Origin of the sequence: Belliella calami (assembly GCF_022549695.1) — a bacterium.
GTDB lineage: Bacteria > Bacteroidota > Bacteroidia > Cytophagales > Cyclobacteriaceae > Belliella > Belliella calami.
Window position 1 is genome coordinate 32,458 of sequence record NZ_JAKZGS010000018.1, and the last position, 17,333, is coordinate 49,790.

At 38.1% G+C, this 17,333-nt stretch carries 18 protein-coding genes; 13 read left to right on the top strand and 5 right to left on the bottom strand.

Annotated features, from left to right (window positions below; translation table 11 throughout):
• Nucleotides 1–14: 14 nt before the first annotated feature.
• A complete protein-coding gene (locus MM236_RS16705; protein ID WP_241276136.1) occupies nucleotides 15–515 on the top strand; it encodes a metallophosphoesterase family protein in 501 nt (166 codons plus the stop codon).
• Between the two features lie 64 nt (nucleotides 516–579).
• On the opposite strand, the gene MM236_RS16710 is transcribed toward MM236_RS16705, so the two are convergent.
• Nucleotides 580–717 carry a hypothetical protein gene (locus MM236_RS16710; protein ID WP_241276137.1) on the bottom strand — a complete coding sequence of 46 codons (138 nt, stop codon included), beginning with the start codon at nucleotides 715–717 and terminating at the stop codon, nucleotides 580–582.
• Nucleotides 718–1,070: 353 nt separating this feature from the next.
• Between MM236_RS16710 and hisS the strand changes: the two genes are divergently transcribed.
• A complete protein-coding gene (gene hisS, locus MM236_RS16715; RefSeq protein WP_241276138.1) occupies nucleotides 1,071–2,453 on the top strand; it encodes a histidine--tRNA ligase in 1,383 nt (460 codons plus the stop codon).
• Between the two features lie 124 nt (nucleotides 2,454–2,577).
• Here the strand turns inward: hisS and MM236_RS16720 are convergent, their stop codons facing one another.
• Nucleotides 2,578–2,859: a hypothetical protein gene (locus MM236_RS16720; protein ID WP_241276139.1), complete on the bottom strand. Its 282-nt coding sequence runs from the start codon at nucleotides 2,857–2,859 to the stop codon at nucleotides 2,578–2,580.
• A 212-nt stretch (nucleotides 2,860–3,071) separates the two neighbouring features.
• On the opposite strand from MM236_RS16720, the gene MM236_RS16725 reads away from it, so the two are divergent.
• Both MM236_RS16725 and MM236_RS16730 read left to right on the top strand, forming a co-directional pair.
• A complete protein-coding gene (locus MM236_RS16725) occupies nucleotides 3,072–3,404 on the top strand; it encodes a YbaB/EbfC family nucleoid-associated protein (protein ID WP_241276140.1) in 333 nt (110 codons plus the stop codon).
• The gene (locus MM236_RS16730) at nucleotides 3,404–4,405 is read left to right on the top strand and encodes a glycosyltransferase family 2 protein (RefSeq protein WP_241276141.1); all 1,002 of its coding nucleotides are present in this window, start codon (nucleotides 3,404–3,406) and stop codon (nucleotides 4,403–4,405) included. Before MM236_RS16725 ends, MM236_RS16730 begins: the two co-directional genes overlap by 1 nt.
• Here the strand turns inward: MM236_RS16730 and MM236_RS16735 are convergent.
• Complete coding sequence (locus MM236_RS16735; RefSeq protein ID WP_241276142.1) at nucleotides 4,402–4,620, bottom strand: PspC domain-containing protein; 219 nt, start codon at nucleotides 4,618–4,620, stop codon at nucleotides 4,402–4,404. The two genes, MM236_RS16730 and MM236_RS16735, sit on opposite strands and share 4 nt — an antisense overlap.
• A 78-nt stretch (nucleotides 4,621–4,698) precedes the next feature.
• On the opposite strand from MM236_RS16735, the gene MM236_RS16740 reads away from it, so the two are divergent.
• From MM236_RS16740 to MM236_RS16755, 4 genes are all read left to right on the top strand, one after another.
• A complete protein-coding gene (locus MM236_RS16740; protein WP_241276143.1) occupies nucleotides 4,699–6,492 on the top strand; it encodes a tetratricopeptide repeat protein in 1,794 nt (597 codons plus the stop codon).
• 160 nt (nucleotides 6,493–6,652) lie between these two features.
• Nucleotides 6,653–7,636, top strand: a complete 984-nt coding sequence (locus MM236_RS16745) for an isoaspartyl peptidase/L-asparaginase family protein (RefSeq protein ID WP_241276144.1) — start codon at nucleotides 6,653–6,655, stop codon at nucleotides 7,634–7,636.
• Nucleotides 7,637–7,641: 5 nt separating this feature from the next.
• Nucleotides 7,642–8,385, top strand: a complete 744-nt coding sequence (locus tag MM236_RS16750; protein ID WP_241276145.1) for a copper homeostasis protein CutC — start codon at nucleotides 7,642–7,644, stop codon at nucleotides 8,383–8,385.
• A gap of 132 nt (nucleotides 8,386–8,517) precedes the next feature.
• The gene (locus tag MM236_RS16755) at nucleotides 8,518–8,976 is read left to right on the top strand and encodes a CBS domain-containing protein (RefSeq protein ID WP_241276146.1); all 459 of its coding nucleotides are present in this window, start codon (nucleotides 8,518–8,520) and stop codon (nucleotides 8,974–8,976) included.
• A gap of 78 nt (nucleotides 8,977–9,054) precedes the next feature.
• Here the strand turns inward: MM236_RS16755 and MM236_RS16760 are convergent, their stop codons facing one another.
• A complete protein-coding gene (locus MM236_RS16760; protein ID WP_241276147.1) occupies nucleotides 9,055–10,413 on the bottom strand; it encodes an NfeD family protein in 1,359 nt (452 codons plus the stop codon).
• Nucleotides 10,414–10,801: 388 nt separating this feature from the next.
• On the opposite strand from MM236_RS16760, the gene MM236_RS16765 reads away from it, so the two are divergent.
• The 3 genes from MM236_RS16765 to MM236_RS16775 all read left to right on the top strand — a co-directional run bounded on the left by MM236_RS16765 (nucleotide 10,802) and on the right by MM236_RS16775 (nucleotide 13,442).
• Nucleotides 10,802–11,959, top strand: coding sequence for a LysM peptidoglycan-binding domain-containing protein (locus tag MM236_RS16765; protein WP_241276148.1), 1,158 nt, complete (start codon nucleotides 10,802–10,804; stop codon nucleotides 11,957–11,959).
• Nucleotides 11,960–12,121: 162 nt separating this feature from the next.
• Complete coding sequence (locus MM236_RS16770) at nucleotides 12,122–12,676, top strand: hypothetical protein (protein ID WP_241276149.1); 555 nt, start codon at nucleotides 12,122–12,124, stop codon at nucleotides 12,674–12,676.
• Between the two features lies 1 nt (nucleotide 12,677).
• A complete protein-coding gene (locus MM236_RS16775; RefSeq protein ID WP_241276150.1) occupies nucleotides 12,678–13,442 on the top strand; it encodes a TIGR02757 family protein in 765 nt (254 codons plus the stop codon).
• A gap of 1 nt (nucleotide 13,443) precedes the next feature.
• Here MM236_RS16775 and MM236_RS16780 read toward each other — a convergent pair whose 3' ends face one another.
• Complete coding sequence (locus tag MM236_RS16780) at nucleotides 13,444–14,787, bottom strand: M24 family metallopeptidase (protein WP_241276151.1); 1,344 nt, start codon at nucleotides 14,785–14,787, stop codon at nucleotides 13,444–13,446.
• A gap of 131 nt (nucleotides 14,788–14,918) precedes the next feature.
• Between MM236_RS16780 and MM236_RS16785 the strand changes: the two genes are divergently transcribed.
• On the top strand, nucleotides 14,919–16,580 hold the full coding sequence (locus MM236_RS16785; RefSeq protein ID WP_241276152.1) for an amidohydrolase: 1,662 nt from the start codon (nucleotides 14,919–14,921) through the stop codon (nucleotides 16,578–16,580).
• A gap of 62 nt (nucleotides 16,581–16,642) precedes the next feature.
• Complete coding sequence (locus MM236_RS16790) at nucleotides 16,643–17,218, top strand: DUF2911 domain-containing protein (protein WP_241276153.1); 576 nt, start codon at nucleotides 16,643–16,645, stop codon at nucleotides 17,216–17,218.
• Nucleotides 17,219–17,333: the final 115 nt, after the last annotated feature.

Genomic DNA, 17,333 nt, shown 5'->3' on the forward strand with positions numbered 1-17,333 from the left:
AAATAAAAGAGGTTTTGAGAAAAATAGGTTTGATTTCGGATTCACACAGCTATATAGATCAAGCTGTTTTAGATCATTTGAAAGAAGTGGATGAAATATGGCATGCTGGAGATATTGGAGATTTGGATATTCTCAAGCATTTGCCAAAGGAAAAGACCTTGCGTGTGGTGACAGGTAATATTGATGACAGTGAAGCGAGAGAAAAGTTTCCAGAAGAGATTTGGTTTGAAATAGATGGTTTGAAGATTGGAATGCTTCATATAGGAGGGAAACCACCTGTTTACGCCAAAGGAGTAAAATCAAAAATCATTGAAAATGGATGTCAACTATTTGTGTGTGGGCATTCGCACATATGTAAGGTTGAATTTGACCCGAAAGTCAATTGTCTGTATATGAATCCAGGAGCCATCGGGAAGCATGGTTTTCATGTGATGCGCACCATGCTGCTATTTGAAATATCTCAAGGGAAACTGCAGAACCTCCGTGTGGTGGAGCTTGGGAATAGGGCAAAATAAAAAAGGCAGCGATCTCATCGTTGCCCTCTTTATTTCTTGAAAAAAGAAACTAGGAAATAACTTCTTAGAAGTTTTTCTTCAACTCTTCAACATCAACATTTTTGATTACCGGCTTGGCACTCAATTGTTTGATTTTGATAACTCTAGTAGTTTGAGCTTGTCTCTTTCTTTTTAATTTTCTCTTTAATGTAGTAACAGCCATTGTCTTATCTGTTTATGTGAACTCAAATGAAGCGCAAAATTAACGGATTATTTTGGAATGACCACTTTTACATTGAAATATTTTAAAAAACATTTGAAATATGTCTCTTTTTCTTCATGCGTAGTAATTGGAAGGATTGAAATTATAGGAATTGAATGCATTTTAGTTTCTGGTGATCTCCAATCACCTTGGTCTGTGTCCGCTCAGACCAACCTCTCAATCTCCCTAAAATAGAAATGTCCACGAGGGGTTTCTCGACTTGAAATTGTTAATAGCGATTTCCTTGAATTTCCCAAAGAAGTGCCTTATTCTTTCGGGCGATCTATTAACTTTGCGCAAAATTAAATAACAGCATGGCAATTCAGAAACCTACTTTACCAAAAGGAACGAGAGATTTTGGACCACTTCAAATGGCGAGAAGGAATTATATTTTTGATATTATCAAAGATACTTTCAAGCTTTTTGGCTATCAGCAGCTGGAGACTCCATCGATGGAGAATCTCAGTACACTGACAGGGAAGTATGGTGACGAAGGAGATCAGTTGATTTTTAAAATCCTGAATAGTGGTGATTATCTAAAAGACGTCTCTGTAGCTGATTTAGGGGCTGGAGCAGGTGCCACTTTGTCGAAAGTTTCTGAGAAAGGACTTCGTTATGACCTGACTGTGCCTTTTGCGCGGTATGTGGTGATGAATAGAAATGAGATCACTTATCCATTCAAAAGATTTCAAATCCAACCTGTGTGGAGGGCTGATAGGCCACAGAGAGGAAGGTATAGAGAGTTTTACCAATGTGATGCCGACGTGGTTGGAACGGACAGTTTGATTTGTGAGTTGGAAATTCTGTTGATGATCAAGCAGGTTTTTTCTCAGTTGGGACTGAACGATTATGCTATCAAACTCAACAATAGAAAAATATTGACTGGTTTGGCGGAAGTGATCGGTGCAGCAGGAAGGGAGTCTGAGCTTTGTGTAGCTATTGATAAGTTGGATAAAATTGGCTGGGAAAAAGTACAAGAAGAATTGATTCAAAGAGATTTTGAACAAGCTGCTATTGATAGGCTGAACCCTATCATCAGTCTTCAAGGCTCGAATACTGAGCAGCTGGATTTCTTGTCAACTTTCTTAGCAACTTCTGAAGTTGGATTAAAAGGAATAGCGGAGTTAAAAGAGGTTTTTGAGTTGCTTACCAAATATGGCGAAGATGAGAAATTTGTAGATTTTGATGTTGTCTTGGCTAGGGGGTTGTCTTATTATACAGGAGCAATTTTTGAAGTGAAAGTGAACAATGTGTCCATAGGTTCTGTGAGTGGAGGAGGGCGATATGATGATTTGACTGGAGTTTTTGGGCTGGATGGTGTTTCTGGAGTTGGTTTTTCCTTTGGTGTAGATAGGATTTATGATGTTTTGGAGGAATTGAATCTATTCCCGGAGAAGCAATTGGAAGGAACCAAAGTCTTGATTACCTATTTTGATGAAGAGGGAAAAGATTATGGGTTGATGGTTTTGAACCAACTTCGAAACAGCTTGATTTCTGCCGAGCTTTATCCTGACGCAGCAAAGATCAAAAAGCAGTTTACTTATGCAGACAAAAAGCAAATACCATTTGTGATTATATTGGGTTCTGAAGAAATCGAAAAAAAACAGGTGAGTTTGAAAAACTTACTAACTGGAAATCAAAGTTCATGTACTTTAGAAGATGCGATCATTGAGGTCAAAAATTTGATAGGTGATTAAATGATATAATTATCCGCGATGACATCAATAGGAGGATTTCCAGTTTGATTCACGCGGATAATCATTAATTTATAAAAGATAATTTTTGATGGTTATTTGGAGTTTTTTAATACAATTTTTGAAATCAATCAACTTCCAAGATGGCATTGACTGGTATGTGAATACCTCCTTTGAGCGTTACAAATTCTAGTCCGACGGCCCATATGGTAGTGTTTACCTGAAAAATTTTTTGATCTGCTGTTTCAAATGTGATCTGAACTTTACTTTGAAGTAAATTTCCTAAAGCTTGAGCTCTAAATAGGTTGTTCCATCTTTTTTTGATATCCTCTTGCGATGATAAAACTTCATTTTTATTGAATTTCAATGAAGGGATATTCTCTTTGTCAATTTTTTCAATTGTTCTCATAGGATAAATTAGGTTTAATTTTATCTGCAATCTATTATCTACTCTGAAAATAACAAAAATGTTTCTGTTTATTTATTTAAATTTCAATTTAAATTAAAATAAAAAATAATATTCTGTTAAAATGTTTTTTATCAGTATTTAATATAATTTCTGTTCTTGAATTTCTATTCATAAAAACATTATATTTGTTGCGTTAAATATCGAGATAGAATATGTTTGATTTTATGAATATTATGAACAAAGTGAAAGAGGCTCAAGTCAAAATCAAAGAGACTCAGGCGCAACTTGTTCATTTGACAGCTGAAGGAGAGGCCGGTGCTGGCATGGTTAAAGTCGTAGTAAATGGTCATAGAAAGGTCGTTTCTATCGACATGGATGAATCTTTGATCAATCCTTCAGAAAGAGAGATGCTTAGTGATCTCACTATAGCTGCGATCAATAAGGCTTTGGAATCCATTGAAATAAAAATCAAGGATGAAATGAAGTCGGCGACGGAAGGAATGATGCCAAATATTCCAGGGATGGATTTAGGCAATATGTTTTGATGCAGAAAGCTGCAATAGTTATCTTGAATTACAATGGGGAGGAAATGCTTCGTCGCTATCTCCCCTCAGTAATTTCTTTTTCAACTTATCCTATTATTGTAGCAGACAATGCAAGCACTGACGACTCATTAGTGTTTTTGGCTGAGTATTTCCCTCAAGTCCGAATTCTAAAACTGCCTCACAATAATGGTTTTGCAGGAGGGTATAACGAGGCACTAGGGAATATCAAAGAAGAGTTTGAATATTGTATTTTACTCAATTCAGACATTCAAATTACAAACTCCTGGGATTATGTGTTGATAGATTTTTTAGAATCTAATAAAGACTTTGTTGCTGTTCAGCCAAAAATCAAGTCTATCCAAAATCAAGGTTATTTTGATCATGCAGGTGCCGGCGGAGGGTTTTTGGATGAATTTGGTTATCCATATTGTAGAGGGAGAATTTTTGAATCAGTTGAAAAAGATCATGGACAATATGACGATTTTGTAGAGGTAGATTGGACTTCTGGCGCTTGTATGGCTGTCAGGAACAAATCATACCATGATTTTGGTGGGTTTGATTCACGTTTTTTTGCACACATGGAAGAGATTGATTTGTGTTGGAGGTTTAGATCGAGTGGATTTAAGTTGGGATATATCGGAAAAGTAGAAGTTCAACACCTAGGTGGAGCCACTTTGTCTAGGTCAAACCCAAAAAAGACTTACCTGAATTTCCGCAACAGTCTTTTAATGCTCCACAAAAATTTGACTGGATCCAGTTTTAAAGTGAAATACCTAATTAGGTTTTTCTTGGACGTATTGGCGTCGGTAGTTTTTCTACTCAAAGGAGAAAAAAGCAATGCGAAAGCTGTGATTGAAGCACACGCGGATTTTCACAAAATGAAAAAAATAGATTTTACAGATTCTGTGGCACTAAACTTGCCATCAAAATCAAATTACAAGATAAAATCAATTCTGTGGCAATATTATGTCAGAAAAAAGAGAAGATTCTCTGAGATTTAATCAAATAAAACTGGGTTGTTCATTCTCCTAAAGTATTTCCTGATTTTCATCATCATTGCCATACTTACATAGATGATGATAGGAGATCCCATAGTAATGAAGGAACTGTAAATAAAAAATAGGCGTATGCTGTCAATTGGGAAATTCAATTTCTCTCCCAACCTAGAGCAGACTCCAAATGCACGGTCTTCAAAAAAGAGTCTAAGTTTATTCATGATGATTGATTTTCAGTTAGTTTCGAATAAATGTAACAAATAATTTGCAATAATTTGAATAATCTATTTTAATGCCAAATGTTTAGAATCACGCAAAATATTTCACCTGTCCTCCTTTTGGTAGTTCTTTTTTGGAACTGTAGCCCAAAGCTAAGCAAATTTGATAATTTATTAGATGGGATCTCAGCAAAACCTCAGTCATTGACGATGCATAGGGACTCTGTGAGATTCAAACTAGAAGGAGCTATTCCTCTTCAATATCTCAAAAATGATGTCCGGATACTTCTTTATCCTGAGTATAGTTATGGAGAAGGAGCATTGAGGTTGGCAGAAATTGTAGCCTTTGATGGGGAATATACCCAAGTCATTAATGAAGCAAAGATTGATGCCGATTTTGTTTTTCCATATTTGCCAGGAATGGAATCGGGAGATTTGATGCTCAAAGGACTGGTAATGCAAAAAGGAAAAGCCAGAAATATCGCTTCCAAGAAAATAGCAGATGGACTCTACACCACTCCGCTGCTGGCAAGAATCGGTCAGATCACACCTGATGAGCCTATTCCTCCGATAGGAGTGTACATGAAAACTGATTTTTCTGATTTGCAAAGGGAAGTTATACAGGATTACAGTTTAATGTTTCCACTTGGGAGTAGTTTGCTGCGTGATAACTCACTTGTCAAATCTGATGGCTCGCCTTTATTGACTCTTTCTGAGACAGCAAAAGTTCTCAAAAAAGTAATTATAACAGGTTTACATTCATTTGAACCACAGGAGCTAAATAACAATGATTTGGCATTGAGAAGAGCTGAAGTTGCGGCTCAGAAAATCAGAACAATGCTAAATAATCCCAATGTGGAAGTTACTGCAAATTCAAGAAAGAATGACTGGTTTGATTTGAGAGTTTTGCTTGGAGAATATGAAGGAATCACTGCTGTGCAGAAAGAAGAATATTATAAAATAATTTTGAGTGAAAAAGCATTTGATACGCAACTTCGTGAAATGCAAAGGCTAAGTACTTATAACAAAGTGTCAAAAGACCTTTTTCCTAAACTTCGTCAAGCAAAAGTTTCTGCCGTGTATGAAAACACTGGCTTCTCTGATCCAGAAGTAGCTGCAAGTGTTTACAAATTGCTTAATAATGGCACTTCATTGGAGGGATTGACTAACGAACAGTTGGTCTATGCAGGCCAAGTAGCCAAAAGACTTCAGGAAAAAGAAGATATTTACAATTTGTTGAATGCTAAAGAAAAGTCAGAATTATCTTTGAATAATTTAGGTGTGGTATATCTTAATCAAGCTCAAAGAGAATTGGACCTTAGGACGAAAAACCAGTTGATCAGTCGTGCAATCAATCTTTTTAAAGATGCGAATAGGATGAATGCTAATTCGTATTCATTTCACAATTTAGGTCAGGCATACTTGTTAAGAAGTGATTATTTCGAGGCTTATGTAGCTATTTCGGAAGCGTCAGCGCTTGAAAGAGACGAGTCAAACGAGTTTCTTCGATTCAATGAAGGACTTCGAGGAGCGATAGATATCATCAATGGAGATTATAAGCTTGCAACTATCAGGCTAAACCGTGCTCCGGAAAATGAAAGTAATCTATTCAATAAAGGGTTGGCTTATTTTCTGGCAGAAGACTATAGAAATGCCTTGGAGGCTTTTGAAGAAAGCGTACAATATAATCGTGAATATGGATACGGATTTTACGGTTTGGCCATGGTAGCTACTATTACAGATGATAAACAAGCTTTGTTTGAAAACTTGAAAAAAGCTGTGCAGAGTAGTGAGTTCTTAAGAAATCGTGCAATGTCAGATTTGTTGTTCAAAAAATACAGATCAGAACCTGAGTTTATTGAAGTTTTCAAATAGAATAAAGTGATTATCCACTGAAGAAAGAGGCTTCTCGTAAAGAGAAGCTTTTTTTATTTGAAAAAAATAATTTTAGTATTCTTACTTTTACAAAAAAATTAAGAAATTGAACTTTCATTCTTTTTTCAATATATCAACAATTGCAATAATAACGTAAAGTATGTCCACAAGAAGATCATTTCTCAAAAAAACAATACTTTCAACTCCTTTGCTTTTGCCTGGCATGATCGGAAATGCATGTGCTCAAACTGAAAGTAGTGAAAGTGGAGATAAATACAAGCCGCTTATTTTGTCAACATGGGAGCATGGAATGGCAGCAAATGACAAAGCTTGGGAAATATTGAGTGATACAGGAGATTTAGTAGCGGCTGTTGAGCAAGGGGTGAAGGTTACTGAGTTGGATTTGGAAAATCTATCGGTGGGGCTGCAAGGCTTGCCAGATAGAGAGGGGATTGCGACATTGGATGCTTCCATAATGAAAGGAGATGGGTCATGTGGCAGTGTAGGTTTTGTAAGGCAAATCAAGCACCCGATATCTCTTGCTAGAAAAGTAATGGAACAGACTCCGCATGTGATGTTAGTAGGGGAAGGTGCGAGACAGTTCGCCATTGAACAAGGGTTTCCTTTGGAAGACGAGAAATTAAGTCCAAAATCCGAAGAACTCTTTCAAGAATGGAAAAAAACCTCACAATACAAGCCCATTATCAACATAGAAAATCATGACACTATAGGGATGATAGCTCTGGGAGCTGATGGTAAGTTGGCTGGCTCTTGTACGACATCAGGATTGGCTTACAAAATGCATGGAAGAGTAGGAGATAGTCCAATTATAGGCGCTGGCCTGTTCGTCGATGATGAAGTAGGTGCAGCTACAGCAACAGGTCTTGGAGAGTCTATAATTAGGATTTGTGGGAGCTTCTTGATAGTTGAATTGATGAGGCAGGGAAGGACCCCGCAGGAAGCTTGCGAAGAGGCTGTAAGGAGATTGATTTCCAAAAATAGAAACATAGATGATATTCAGGCGGGGTTTTTAGCGATCAATAAAGATGGAGCCTATGGTGCATATTCTGTTAGACAAGGATTTAATTATGCAAGACATCATGCTGATGGAAAAGGTCTTATTGATTCAAAATTTAAGCTATAAAACAAATGGATAAAATACTATTAGAAGCACCTGTTTTCACCATAGAAGCAGCATTAAAAGCAGCAGAATTTGGGGTAGATCGAATTGAACTTTGTTCTGATTTTGGAGAGGGAGGAGAGACGCCAAGTGTTGGGGCTTTGGCCTACCTGAAAGGGAAAATAAATATTCCGATTTTTGTGATGATTAGGCCTAGAGGAGGAGATTTTGTCTACACACCTGAGGAAATAGAAGTGATGAAAAAGGATATTCAAATTCTAGGTTCATATGGTGCGGACGGATTTGTTTTTGGAGTATTGACTCCTGATGGAGAAGTAGATAAGAATAGCTGCAAAGAATTGATGAAAGAGGCTAATGGAAAGCCCTGCACATTTCATCGGGCATTTGACATCAGTGTAGATCCGGAAAAAGCATTGGAGGCTATTATCGATTGTGGTTTCGAGAGGCTTCTTACCTCGGGGACTAGAAATACGCTTTCAGAAGGGATTTCCTTAGTGAAGGAACTTCTGCAGCTAGCTCAAAACAGAATAATAATAATGCCTGGTGGAGGTTTAGAGCCAGGACATGTCGAGTCCTTAAAGAAATCAGAGTTCCTTAAAGAAGTCCATGGGAGCTGTAAGGTATTTCGACCTACAGATTCTAACTTTTTTTCACAGCAAGTTCAGCTTTCGAAAGATCCGAATGCTTTCAAAAGTGTATTGAGCATCAGCAAAGAAATTGTGGAAGAATTTAATAATGAGTTGAAACTGTAAGTGGGTATAAAATTTCATAAAAGTCAGGTGTTTAGTTTTATTTCGGGTGTAAAATTGGGATTTTGTAAATTTTAATTTTGATAGACTGATTATTTTGCTTATTTTGAATTTCACTTAAACCCGAAATTAGCCATGGTAAAGAGTTTTCAAGGAGTAAGAGTAGTGGAGCCAAAAAAAACAGCTGCTCCTATTCTAGTTCAAGATCATATGTCCACCAATTTAGTGACTTTTTACCCTGATGATTCAATAGATCATGTATTGGACTTGTTGACAAAAAGAAAAATTTCTGGAGCCCCAGTTGTTGACCAAGAGGGCAATTTGGTTGGAATTATTTCAGAAGTAGATTGTCTTAAAGAAATAATCAAGGGGAAATATTCAAATACACCGTCTTTTCCAGGGAAAGTTTCAGAACACATGACCACCAATGTCATCACGATGAAGCCTGACCTGAGTTTGTTCGATGCTGCCCAACAGTTTTTGGATAAAAAGATCAGAAGATTTCCCGTAATGAAAGATGGCAAACTTGTTGGCCAATTGAGTCTTTCAGATATTATTAGGGCTTTTCCAAAATTAAAGAATACTACTTGGTGAAATTCAGTCTTGGTAAGACACGCAAACAGATTCTTAAATAAAATTTTCTTAAAAAGGATGAAAGTGAAAATTTCACTTTCATCCTTTTTTCACTTTCAAAGATGTGCCTTCAGTGCTGATGACAATGACTTTTTCACCTTTGTCTATAAATTCACCCCTAGAGTATGCATCATAAACTTCATCTTCTACGAGGATTTTGCCACTCGGCATCAATCTGGTATGAGCTATACCTTCTTTTCCGAGTAGATTATCCTGATAGGAAGTCGAAGTATAGCCTTCTGACCTTTGTTGTGTATTAGCAAGTGAAATTGTACTAAATGCTTTCCATTGATTGACTTTTGGAGCAAAGAAGAATATCAACGCCATAGCAACGATAGCTGCCAATATGACTGTAAGTATCGCTATGAATAAATCTCCAGAGGGTACAAACGTGAAGTCAAAAGCATCATTTGGAACCATTCCAAGTGTCAGCCCAGTCAATATCCCAACAATTCCCAGTATTCCGAAGATTCCAAATCCAGGAATGACAAATAGCTCCACTAGCAATAAAATGACTCCGACAATAAATACAGCGATTTCCCAGTTTTGAGCCAAACCTGTAAGGTAATATGGGATAAAATAAAGAACTATTGCAATCAACGATGCTGCCAAAGGAAACCCAACGCCTGGTGTTTGGATTTCAAAATAAATTCCTGCAAAAATGATCAAAATTAAAAAACCACTGACTGCAGGATTAAGGAAAACCGAGATTATATTTTCTACATTTGAAGTCGTGTATTTCTCGATTTCGTAGGATTCGAATCCTTGTTTTTCAATGATTTCCTCTATACTGTTTACTTGTCCTTCGCTAAATCCATTTGCTATGGCTTCGGATACTGAAAATGTAATCACAGAACCTTTCTCGCTGACACCTTCCACCTCTAGGTTCTGGTCGACCATTGCTTCCGCAATTTTGGGGTCTCGACCTTTTGCTTCGGCAGTACTTCTCATCATGGAGCGCATATAGGATTGGTATTTGTCGGGAGCAGCTTCTCCTCCGCCTCCCATCACAACAGTTGCCGCTCCGATACTACCCCCAGGAGCCATATATATACTGTCGCATGCTATAGAAATTAGCGCGCCAGCTGATGCAGCATCTTTGTTGATCCAAACGTGGATCGGTACTTTTGTCTCCAAAATCATCGTCCTGATATCGTCAGCATCATTGACCGCCCCACCGTATGTATCCATTTCGATAATTATCATATCTGCATTTTTGGCATTGGCATCTTCTAGCGCAAGTCTCACTTTTCTATTCATTCGAGGATCTATATCACTGGTAATTTCAAAAGTATAGACCTTTTTAGTTTTTTCCTGACGCATGCTGTCTTGGTTAGACAAGCCTAAAGTTGGCACCAGAAGGGACAATAAAACAATAACGGTGAACATGTTTTTCATACAATCAATTTTTGATTTTTGAATATACCAATTAATACAACATGATTGTCCGCAATGTTACAACTAAGTAGGATAATCATTCGAAATTTATGGTCATTATTATTTAGTTGGTTTTTTAAAGATTGCCAAAGATTGTTTTTTTTCACTAAGGATAATCTTTAAGCTTACTTTTGAAGTCAACCTTTGTTACAAAGCAGGTTTGTAATAAAGTGTGTTTTTCGCTACATGGATTAGGGTAAAATCCTAAGATCTTTAATTTATTAAATATTAACAATCGGAAACCCTATTACGAGGTTCTGTGGAACGATTTGTGAGGGAGGCTATTTCAAAACTTGTTTTTGAAAAAATTAATCAGAAATTTGTGTCAAAATAGCTATCACGATAACTTATGAAAAGAATTACACTAGTTGCATTTTTAATTGCCCTGAGCTTACAAGTAAATGGTTCTGAGTTGGTAAGATTGGATTCTGTTGGAATAGAAAAGGTGGGGGATAAAACTTTTATTGTTCATCAAGTCGAAGAAAGAGAGACAATGTTCGGTATTTCGCGCAGATATGCTACATCTGTAAATGAGATCATTCAGAATAATGAGGAATTGAAGGCAGGATTGAAAATGGGCCAAAGAATTAGAATCCCATACATCGCTCCGGCAGCCTTGCCACAAGGATCCGTTTTACACAATGTTGGACAAGGTGAGACTTTGTTTTCTATCTCAAAGAAGTACAATGTGTCCGTAGGAGACATCATGACATGGAATAACCTCAAAGGTAATGATTTAAGCTTGGGACAAGCTTTGGTAGTTCAAGGGGTAGCAAAACAAGAGGTGCCTCAATCAATAGCAGAAAACACTAAGGAAGTGGAAAAAGTTGTGGATGCTGGAAAAGCAAAAGCTACATCAAAGAAAGAGGAAACTAAAAAGAAAGAAGAAGAACTCAAAAATAATGCTCCTAAAGCAAAAGAGGTCATGTCAAAAGAAGTTGAAGAAATCAAAAACAATGGTACTTCCGATACTGTCTATCCAGGGGATTGGATCACACATACTGTAGCACAAGGAGAAACTTTATTCTCGGTAGCCAAAAGATATGATTCCAAGGTCGAGGATTTGATAACTTGGAATAACTTGACATCTAACAATCTCTCTTTGGGACAAAAACTGAAAGTAGGAAGAGGCGAAGCCGGACCTTCAACAGTTCCTGTAATCAGTTCAACAGTGCCTGTTATAGTTAATAATGAAAGGTCGGAAGCAACTCTTTCGGGAGGAAGGGCAGAAGAAACTCCTTATAAAAACATCAAAGAGACAGGTTTGGCTGAAGTGATAGAGGGTACTGGCAATCACAAGAAATACCTTGTGTTGCACAAAGAAGCACCTGTCGGTACTATCATGCGCGTGAGAAATGAAGAGAATGACATTACGATATTTGCCAGAGTTGTAGGGAAGTTGCCGAATACTGGAGATAATAGCAGGCTTGTTGTAAAGCTGTCAAAAGCTGCATTTGATCAACTCAGAGCTGTGAACTCAAGATTTCCTGTTGAAGTTTCTTATTGATTTTTTTCAAAGCAATATTTAAAAAGACACTTAAGGCCGATTTGGGAAGTTTCCTAAATCGGTTTTTTTATCTTTTTGAGTCTCCTTTGTTTTTTGAGCGAAAATGTGACTTTGGTAATTCCAAAGGAAGCTTGTACTTTTGCATGAGCTTAGGCTTTATCCATGAATAAAATCCAAATCATATTTCACCATGCATTCAGATACGTTTGGAATGCACTCTTTATCATTAGCTACCCTGTGTTGGCTACATTTGGGATACTTTTTATAGGTGTAACTTACCTTTTTTCCGCCCTTTCAAAATTATTGACTAAACTTAGGTCTGATCAGGAGTCAGAAACTATTCACCAATCAGAATGGGAGTCTTTACCCAATACCAATGATTTGCTTGAAGCTAAAGTGTACAAGCAGATTATGTTCGGGCCATCTTGTTTTCAACTCAGAAGAAAAGATGGGATACCTTCCGTATTGCAGGATTTTTATTTCGGGTCGAAAATCAGGTTTATGGAAGAGGGGATCTTGTTGGAAAAATGGAATGCTACGGAATCTAAAGATTTGCCTGATTTCGATATTTGTATTTACTATCCGGATGAAGACAAGTTAAAATCATTGACTAATATCAAATGTTTTGATTGGCACCTTTCAGAGGTAGAGGATTCTAGTCTTTCTTTCAAATGGTTTGATGGGATTCAAGGGGGTGAGGTGAAAGTTGCGATTTGAAATGGATTTAAAAGGTTTTTTGGATGAAAAAGTAGAGAAATATAATCAGCCAAGCTTTATTACGCTCGATCCAATCTCCATTCCTCACAGATTTACCAAAAAGCAAGACATTGAGATAACAGCATTTATCGCATCAATTCTTGCATGGGGACAGCGGAAGACAATAATCAACAAATGTTTGGAGCTATTTGAGATGATGGATAATGCCCCATATGATTTTATGCGCAATCATACGGAAAGTGATCTGAAACCATTTTTAAGTTTCAAACACAGAACCTTCAATGATATAGATACCTTGTATTTTGTGGAGTTTTTTTCTTGGTATTATAGCAATTACGATAGTTTGGAAACTGCATTTCTCCAAGGATACAGTGAAGATGTCAATGTAATGGGGTTGTTGTTGACTAATTTTCATGATTTTTTCTTCAACCTTCCCGATGCACCACAAAGAACGAGGAAGCATATAGCTACACCAAAGCGAAAAGCAGCGTGCAAGCGAATCAATATGTTCCTTCGCTGGATGGTGAGGCAGGATGACAAAGGAGTAGATTTCGGGATATGGAAAACCATTCAGCCTAGCCAGTTGATTTGTCCTTGTGATATCCACGTGGATCGAGTAGGAAGGAAGCTTGGGCTGATCACCAGAAAACAAACCGACTGGATCACAGCCACAGAACTCACGCACAAGCTCCGTGAATTTGATCCAGCCGACCCGGTCAAGTATGATTTTGCGCTTTTTGGATTGGGTGTGGAAGAGAAATTTTGATTTACTTTATTAAAATCAATTCTTTTTGAGGTTCTATCAAATATCTCGCCCCATCAGATGTGACTACAGCAGTTTCTTCTACAGACATGGTTTTTGTTCCTCCGTTTGGTAGTTTCCAAGCATGAAATCCATCAAATGCAAAAAGCATCCCTTCTTTCAATGGCTTCATTGCAGCAGGCCTTGTGGTTGGATCGGCCAACATTCCTCCTCCTAGATTAGGTCCAATATCATGGGCGACATAGCCAACAGGATGTCCTGTGCTCCACATTACATATTCAGAACCTCTTTCTTCCATCCAGTCTCTTTGAGCTTTATCGACTTGGTATCCCAGAATTCCTGGTTTCATGGCCTCTAATGCAATTCTATTTCCACCTATTGAAGATTCGAAGTAGAACTGTACAGAATCCGGTGCTACCTCTTCCCCATCTCTCAGTACATAAGCAAATCTTTGGATGTCAGATACCCACATATCAAATACTCTAATGCCGAAATCAATCTGAATCACATCACCTGGCATGATTACTTTTTCTGTGGCATGGGAATGTCCTCTGTCTTCACCTGAGTTTACATTTGGGTTTTGGTCGGGTGACCATGCATCAGTTACTCCATATAGCTCCATTTTCTTTTTCAGAAATTTTGCGATATCGGCATCAGTACTTTTGCCAGGGATGATTTGAGCATAAGCTTCATATTGCCAATCAGAAGTCAATTGGGCAGCTTTTGCCATGATTTCTACTTCAGAAGGTAATTTGATTGCCAAGAATTCATATACCAAATTGTCAGAAGAAATTAGTTTTTCAGCATGGTTTCCAAGAGCTTCTTCCAATGTTTTTCTTTGGGTGTAACTTAATCCATCAGCCAATTCATTCTCGTTTGAGCTGTTGATAGCAATGTTTTTGAAATTTTTAGATTTGATGAATTCAGCTGCTTGCGAAATTGCAGAAGCACCTCTTTCCACAGGGATAACATTGCCATGGATCTTTAAATCGGCCAAAGCAGTGGCTTCTCCGATTGGAGAAAATACAGTAGAAGTGAACTCTTCTTCAGCTTTGTGAAAAAGGAATACGGCCGTACCGCCAGCATTTTCTCCACCAATATGATGGGCAATGGGGTCATTGTTGTTTTCCCTACAAATGATTACCCAAGCATCTACATTCGCAGCATTCATTGCTTGGGGAAGAAGTTTTTGAAGCCTTTCTTTTCTGATTTCTGGCCAAGGACTAGATCCAGAAAATGGATTTTCAAAAGTTTCAGTTTCTGGTGTAGATGGCTGACAGGCATTTGCCATTAGAATAATAATCAATGCAAACAGCGAGGATTTCAATACATGGAATAAATGTTTCATTTATCTTAGGGGTTATTCTTTTACTGATTCAAATTCCTAAAAATCGAGCATTGCTATAAAGCCCTTCATCTGAGGGGTCATTATATTTATGGGAGATTCTGTCTGGCAATTGAATGATAAATTAAATTCAGATGAAAATAAGCATTATAAAATCAAAAATAAAAACCCTAATTACAGTAACGGTAAGCTGTCTTTTGTTTTCTTGCCGGACAGAAGAAAAAGTCACTTTGTATTTCAACGCTGAGGTGATTACCATGTCAGAAAACGGTAGAGTGGTGGGTGCAATGGCTGTTCAGTCTGGAGTCATTGTGGGAGTTGGCTCTTATGAAGTACTAAAGTCGCAATTTCCCAGGGCTACTCAAGTTGACCTCGAGGGAAAGACAGTCGTCCCGGGTATAGTTGACTCACATGTGCATGCACATGAATTTGGTCAGCAAACACTTAAAGCTAATCTGGAAGGGACCACTACGGTAGATGAGATGGTGGATCGCTTGAGAGCTTTTTTTCCTAATCCGGCAAAAGGAGAGTGGCTGTTGGGATTTGGATGGGATGAGGGTGAGTGGGCAAGCATGGGTTATCCAGATCGAGCTGCTTTAGATTTGGCTTTTCCTGATAATCCAGTCAAGTTACAGGCATTGCATGGGTTTGCTGGCTTCTATAATGGTAAGGCGCTGGAAATAGCGGGGATTGACAGCAGAACACCTGAGCCAGAAGTAGGGGCGATCATCAGGAGGGAAAATGGAGAGCCAACAGGTGTTTTGGAAACTTCAGCTCAGCAATTAGTCAATCGCTTTGTGCCTGAAGAAACTGTGGAAGATGCAAAGCGTGCGATTCTTTCAGGTTTGGAAAAATTAAAGTCCAAAGGTATAACTGCCGTCCATGAAGCTGGCATGACAAAGATTTCACTTCAGGCTTACCAAGAACTAGATACTGCAAATTTGCTTCCAATCAGGGTTTACGGTATGCTCAATGGAAACGATGATGAAATGATGGAAGAATGGTTTGAAAAAGGTCCAGAAATGGATTTAGAGCGGAAATTTTTGGTCAAAGGGATCAAGGTGTTTTATGATGGTTCCTTGGGTTCAAGGACGGCGTTGCTCTTTGCCCCATATGCAGATAATCCCAAGGCGGCGAGAATGACCGAGAGGATTAGTATTTCTAAGATCAAAGATTTGGCATTTCGGGCAACAGAAAAGGAGTTTCAGTTGGCCATACATGCTATCGGAGACTTGGGGAATGATAGGATACTAGATGTATATAAAGAAGCTATTCATAGTAAACCTTTTGATCATCGCTGGAGGTTGGAACATGCTCAAGTGGTCTATGAAAATTTCTATTCACGAGCTTCGGAGCTTGGAGTTTGGGTGAGTATGCAGAGTAGTCATGCAGTAGGCGATCGAAACTGGGCAGAAGATAGGCTGGGGCCGACAAGAATCAAACATGCCTATGCTTGGAGAAATATGCTTGACCATAAGGTTCCTTTCATTCTTAACTCGGATATGCCTGGTGAACCTTGGGAACCTATGCAGACCTTGTACTTTGGTGTGACACGAATGGACTTGGAAGATAACCCGCCTACGGGTTGGTATGCAACCCAGGCTTTGACGGCTGAAGAAGCACTGAGAGCCATGACTCTAGATGGAGCTAAGTCTGCGTTTATGGAAGAAATGACGGGATCTCTTGAAGTGGGAAAATTTGCAGATTTTTTGATTCTATCAGACAATCCATTGAAAGTCGAGCCGTCAAAAATTAAAGAAATTCAAGTTGAGCGGATCATTGTACAAGGGAAATAAGTACGCTAGCATTTACTTCAAGAATTTTTCTTTAAATTCGAATTCGAAAAAAATATGAACACATGAAAAAATCAAATGCTTGGATGATTGCCATTTTAATGGCTGGATCAATGACCTTTTATGGTTGCGGAGGAGAGAATAAATCAGAAGAGGAAGAAACAAATACTGAAATGGAAGAACTTGCGCCTGTACAAGAGCGTGCTAGTCCATTGAGGACTACAGAAGGTACAGTGGGTGACAATGTGAAAGTGAAAGTCCAATATGGCGCTCCTTCAGTAAAAGGAAGAGTAATTTGGGGTGATTTGGAGCCTTACAATGAAGTGTGGCGAACTGGGGCAAACGAAGCTACTTTTGTTGAGTTTGATTCCGATGTTACTGTTGAAGGATCTGTACTTCCTTCTGGAAGATATTCTCTATTCACAATTCCCAAAGAATCTGGGAAATGGACTGTTATTTTCAATTCTGAGTGGGATTTGGAACATGGTCATTTTCAATACAAAGAAGAAAATGATGTGTTGAGAGTAGAATCTACTCCTTCTTGGGCTGACGAGAGTCAAGAACAAATGACAATATCGGTAGAAACGCCAGGGATAGTGGTAAAATGGGAAAAATTGGTTTTGCCTATTGTGATAGGATAACCACCAATATGTTTATTGATTTTATAATTTTTCATATTGAAGTATTGGTTTCAGTATTTCGATTTCTAAAAAGTACTTAGATAATTCTAATTTTTTGCAACAAGAAGAGGTCTTT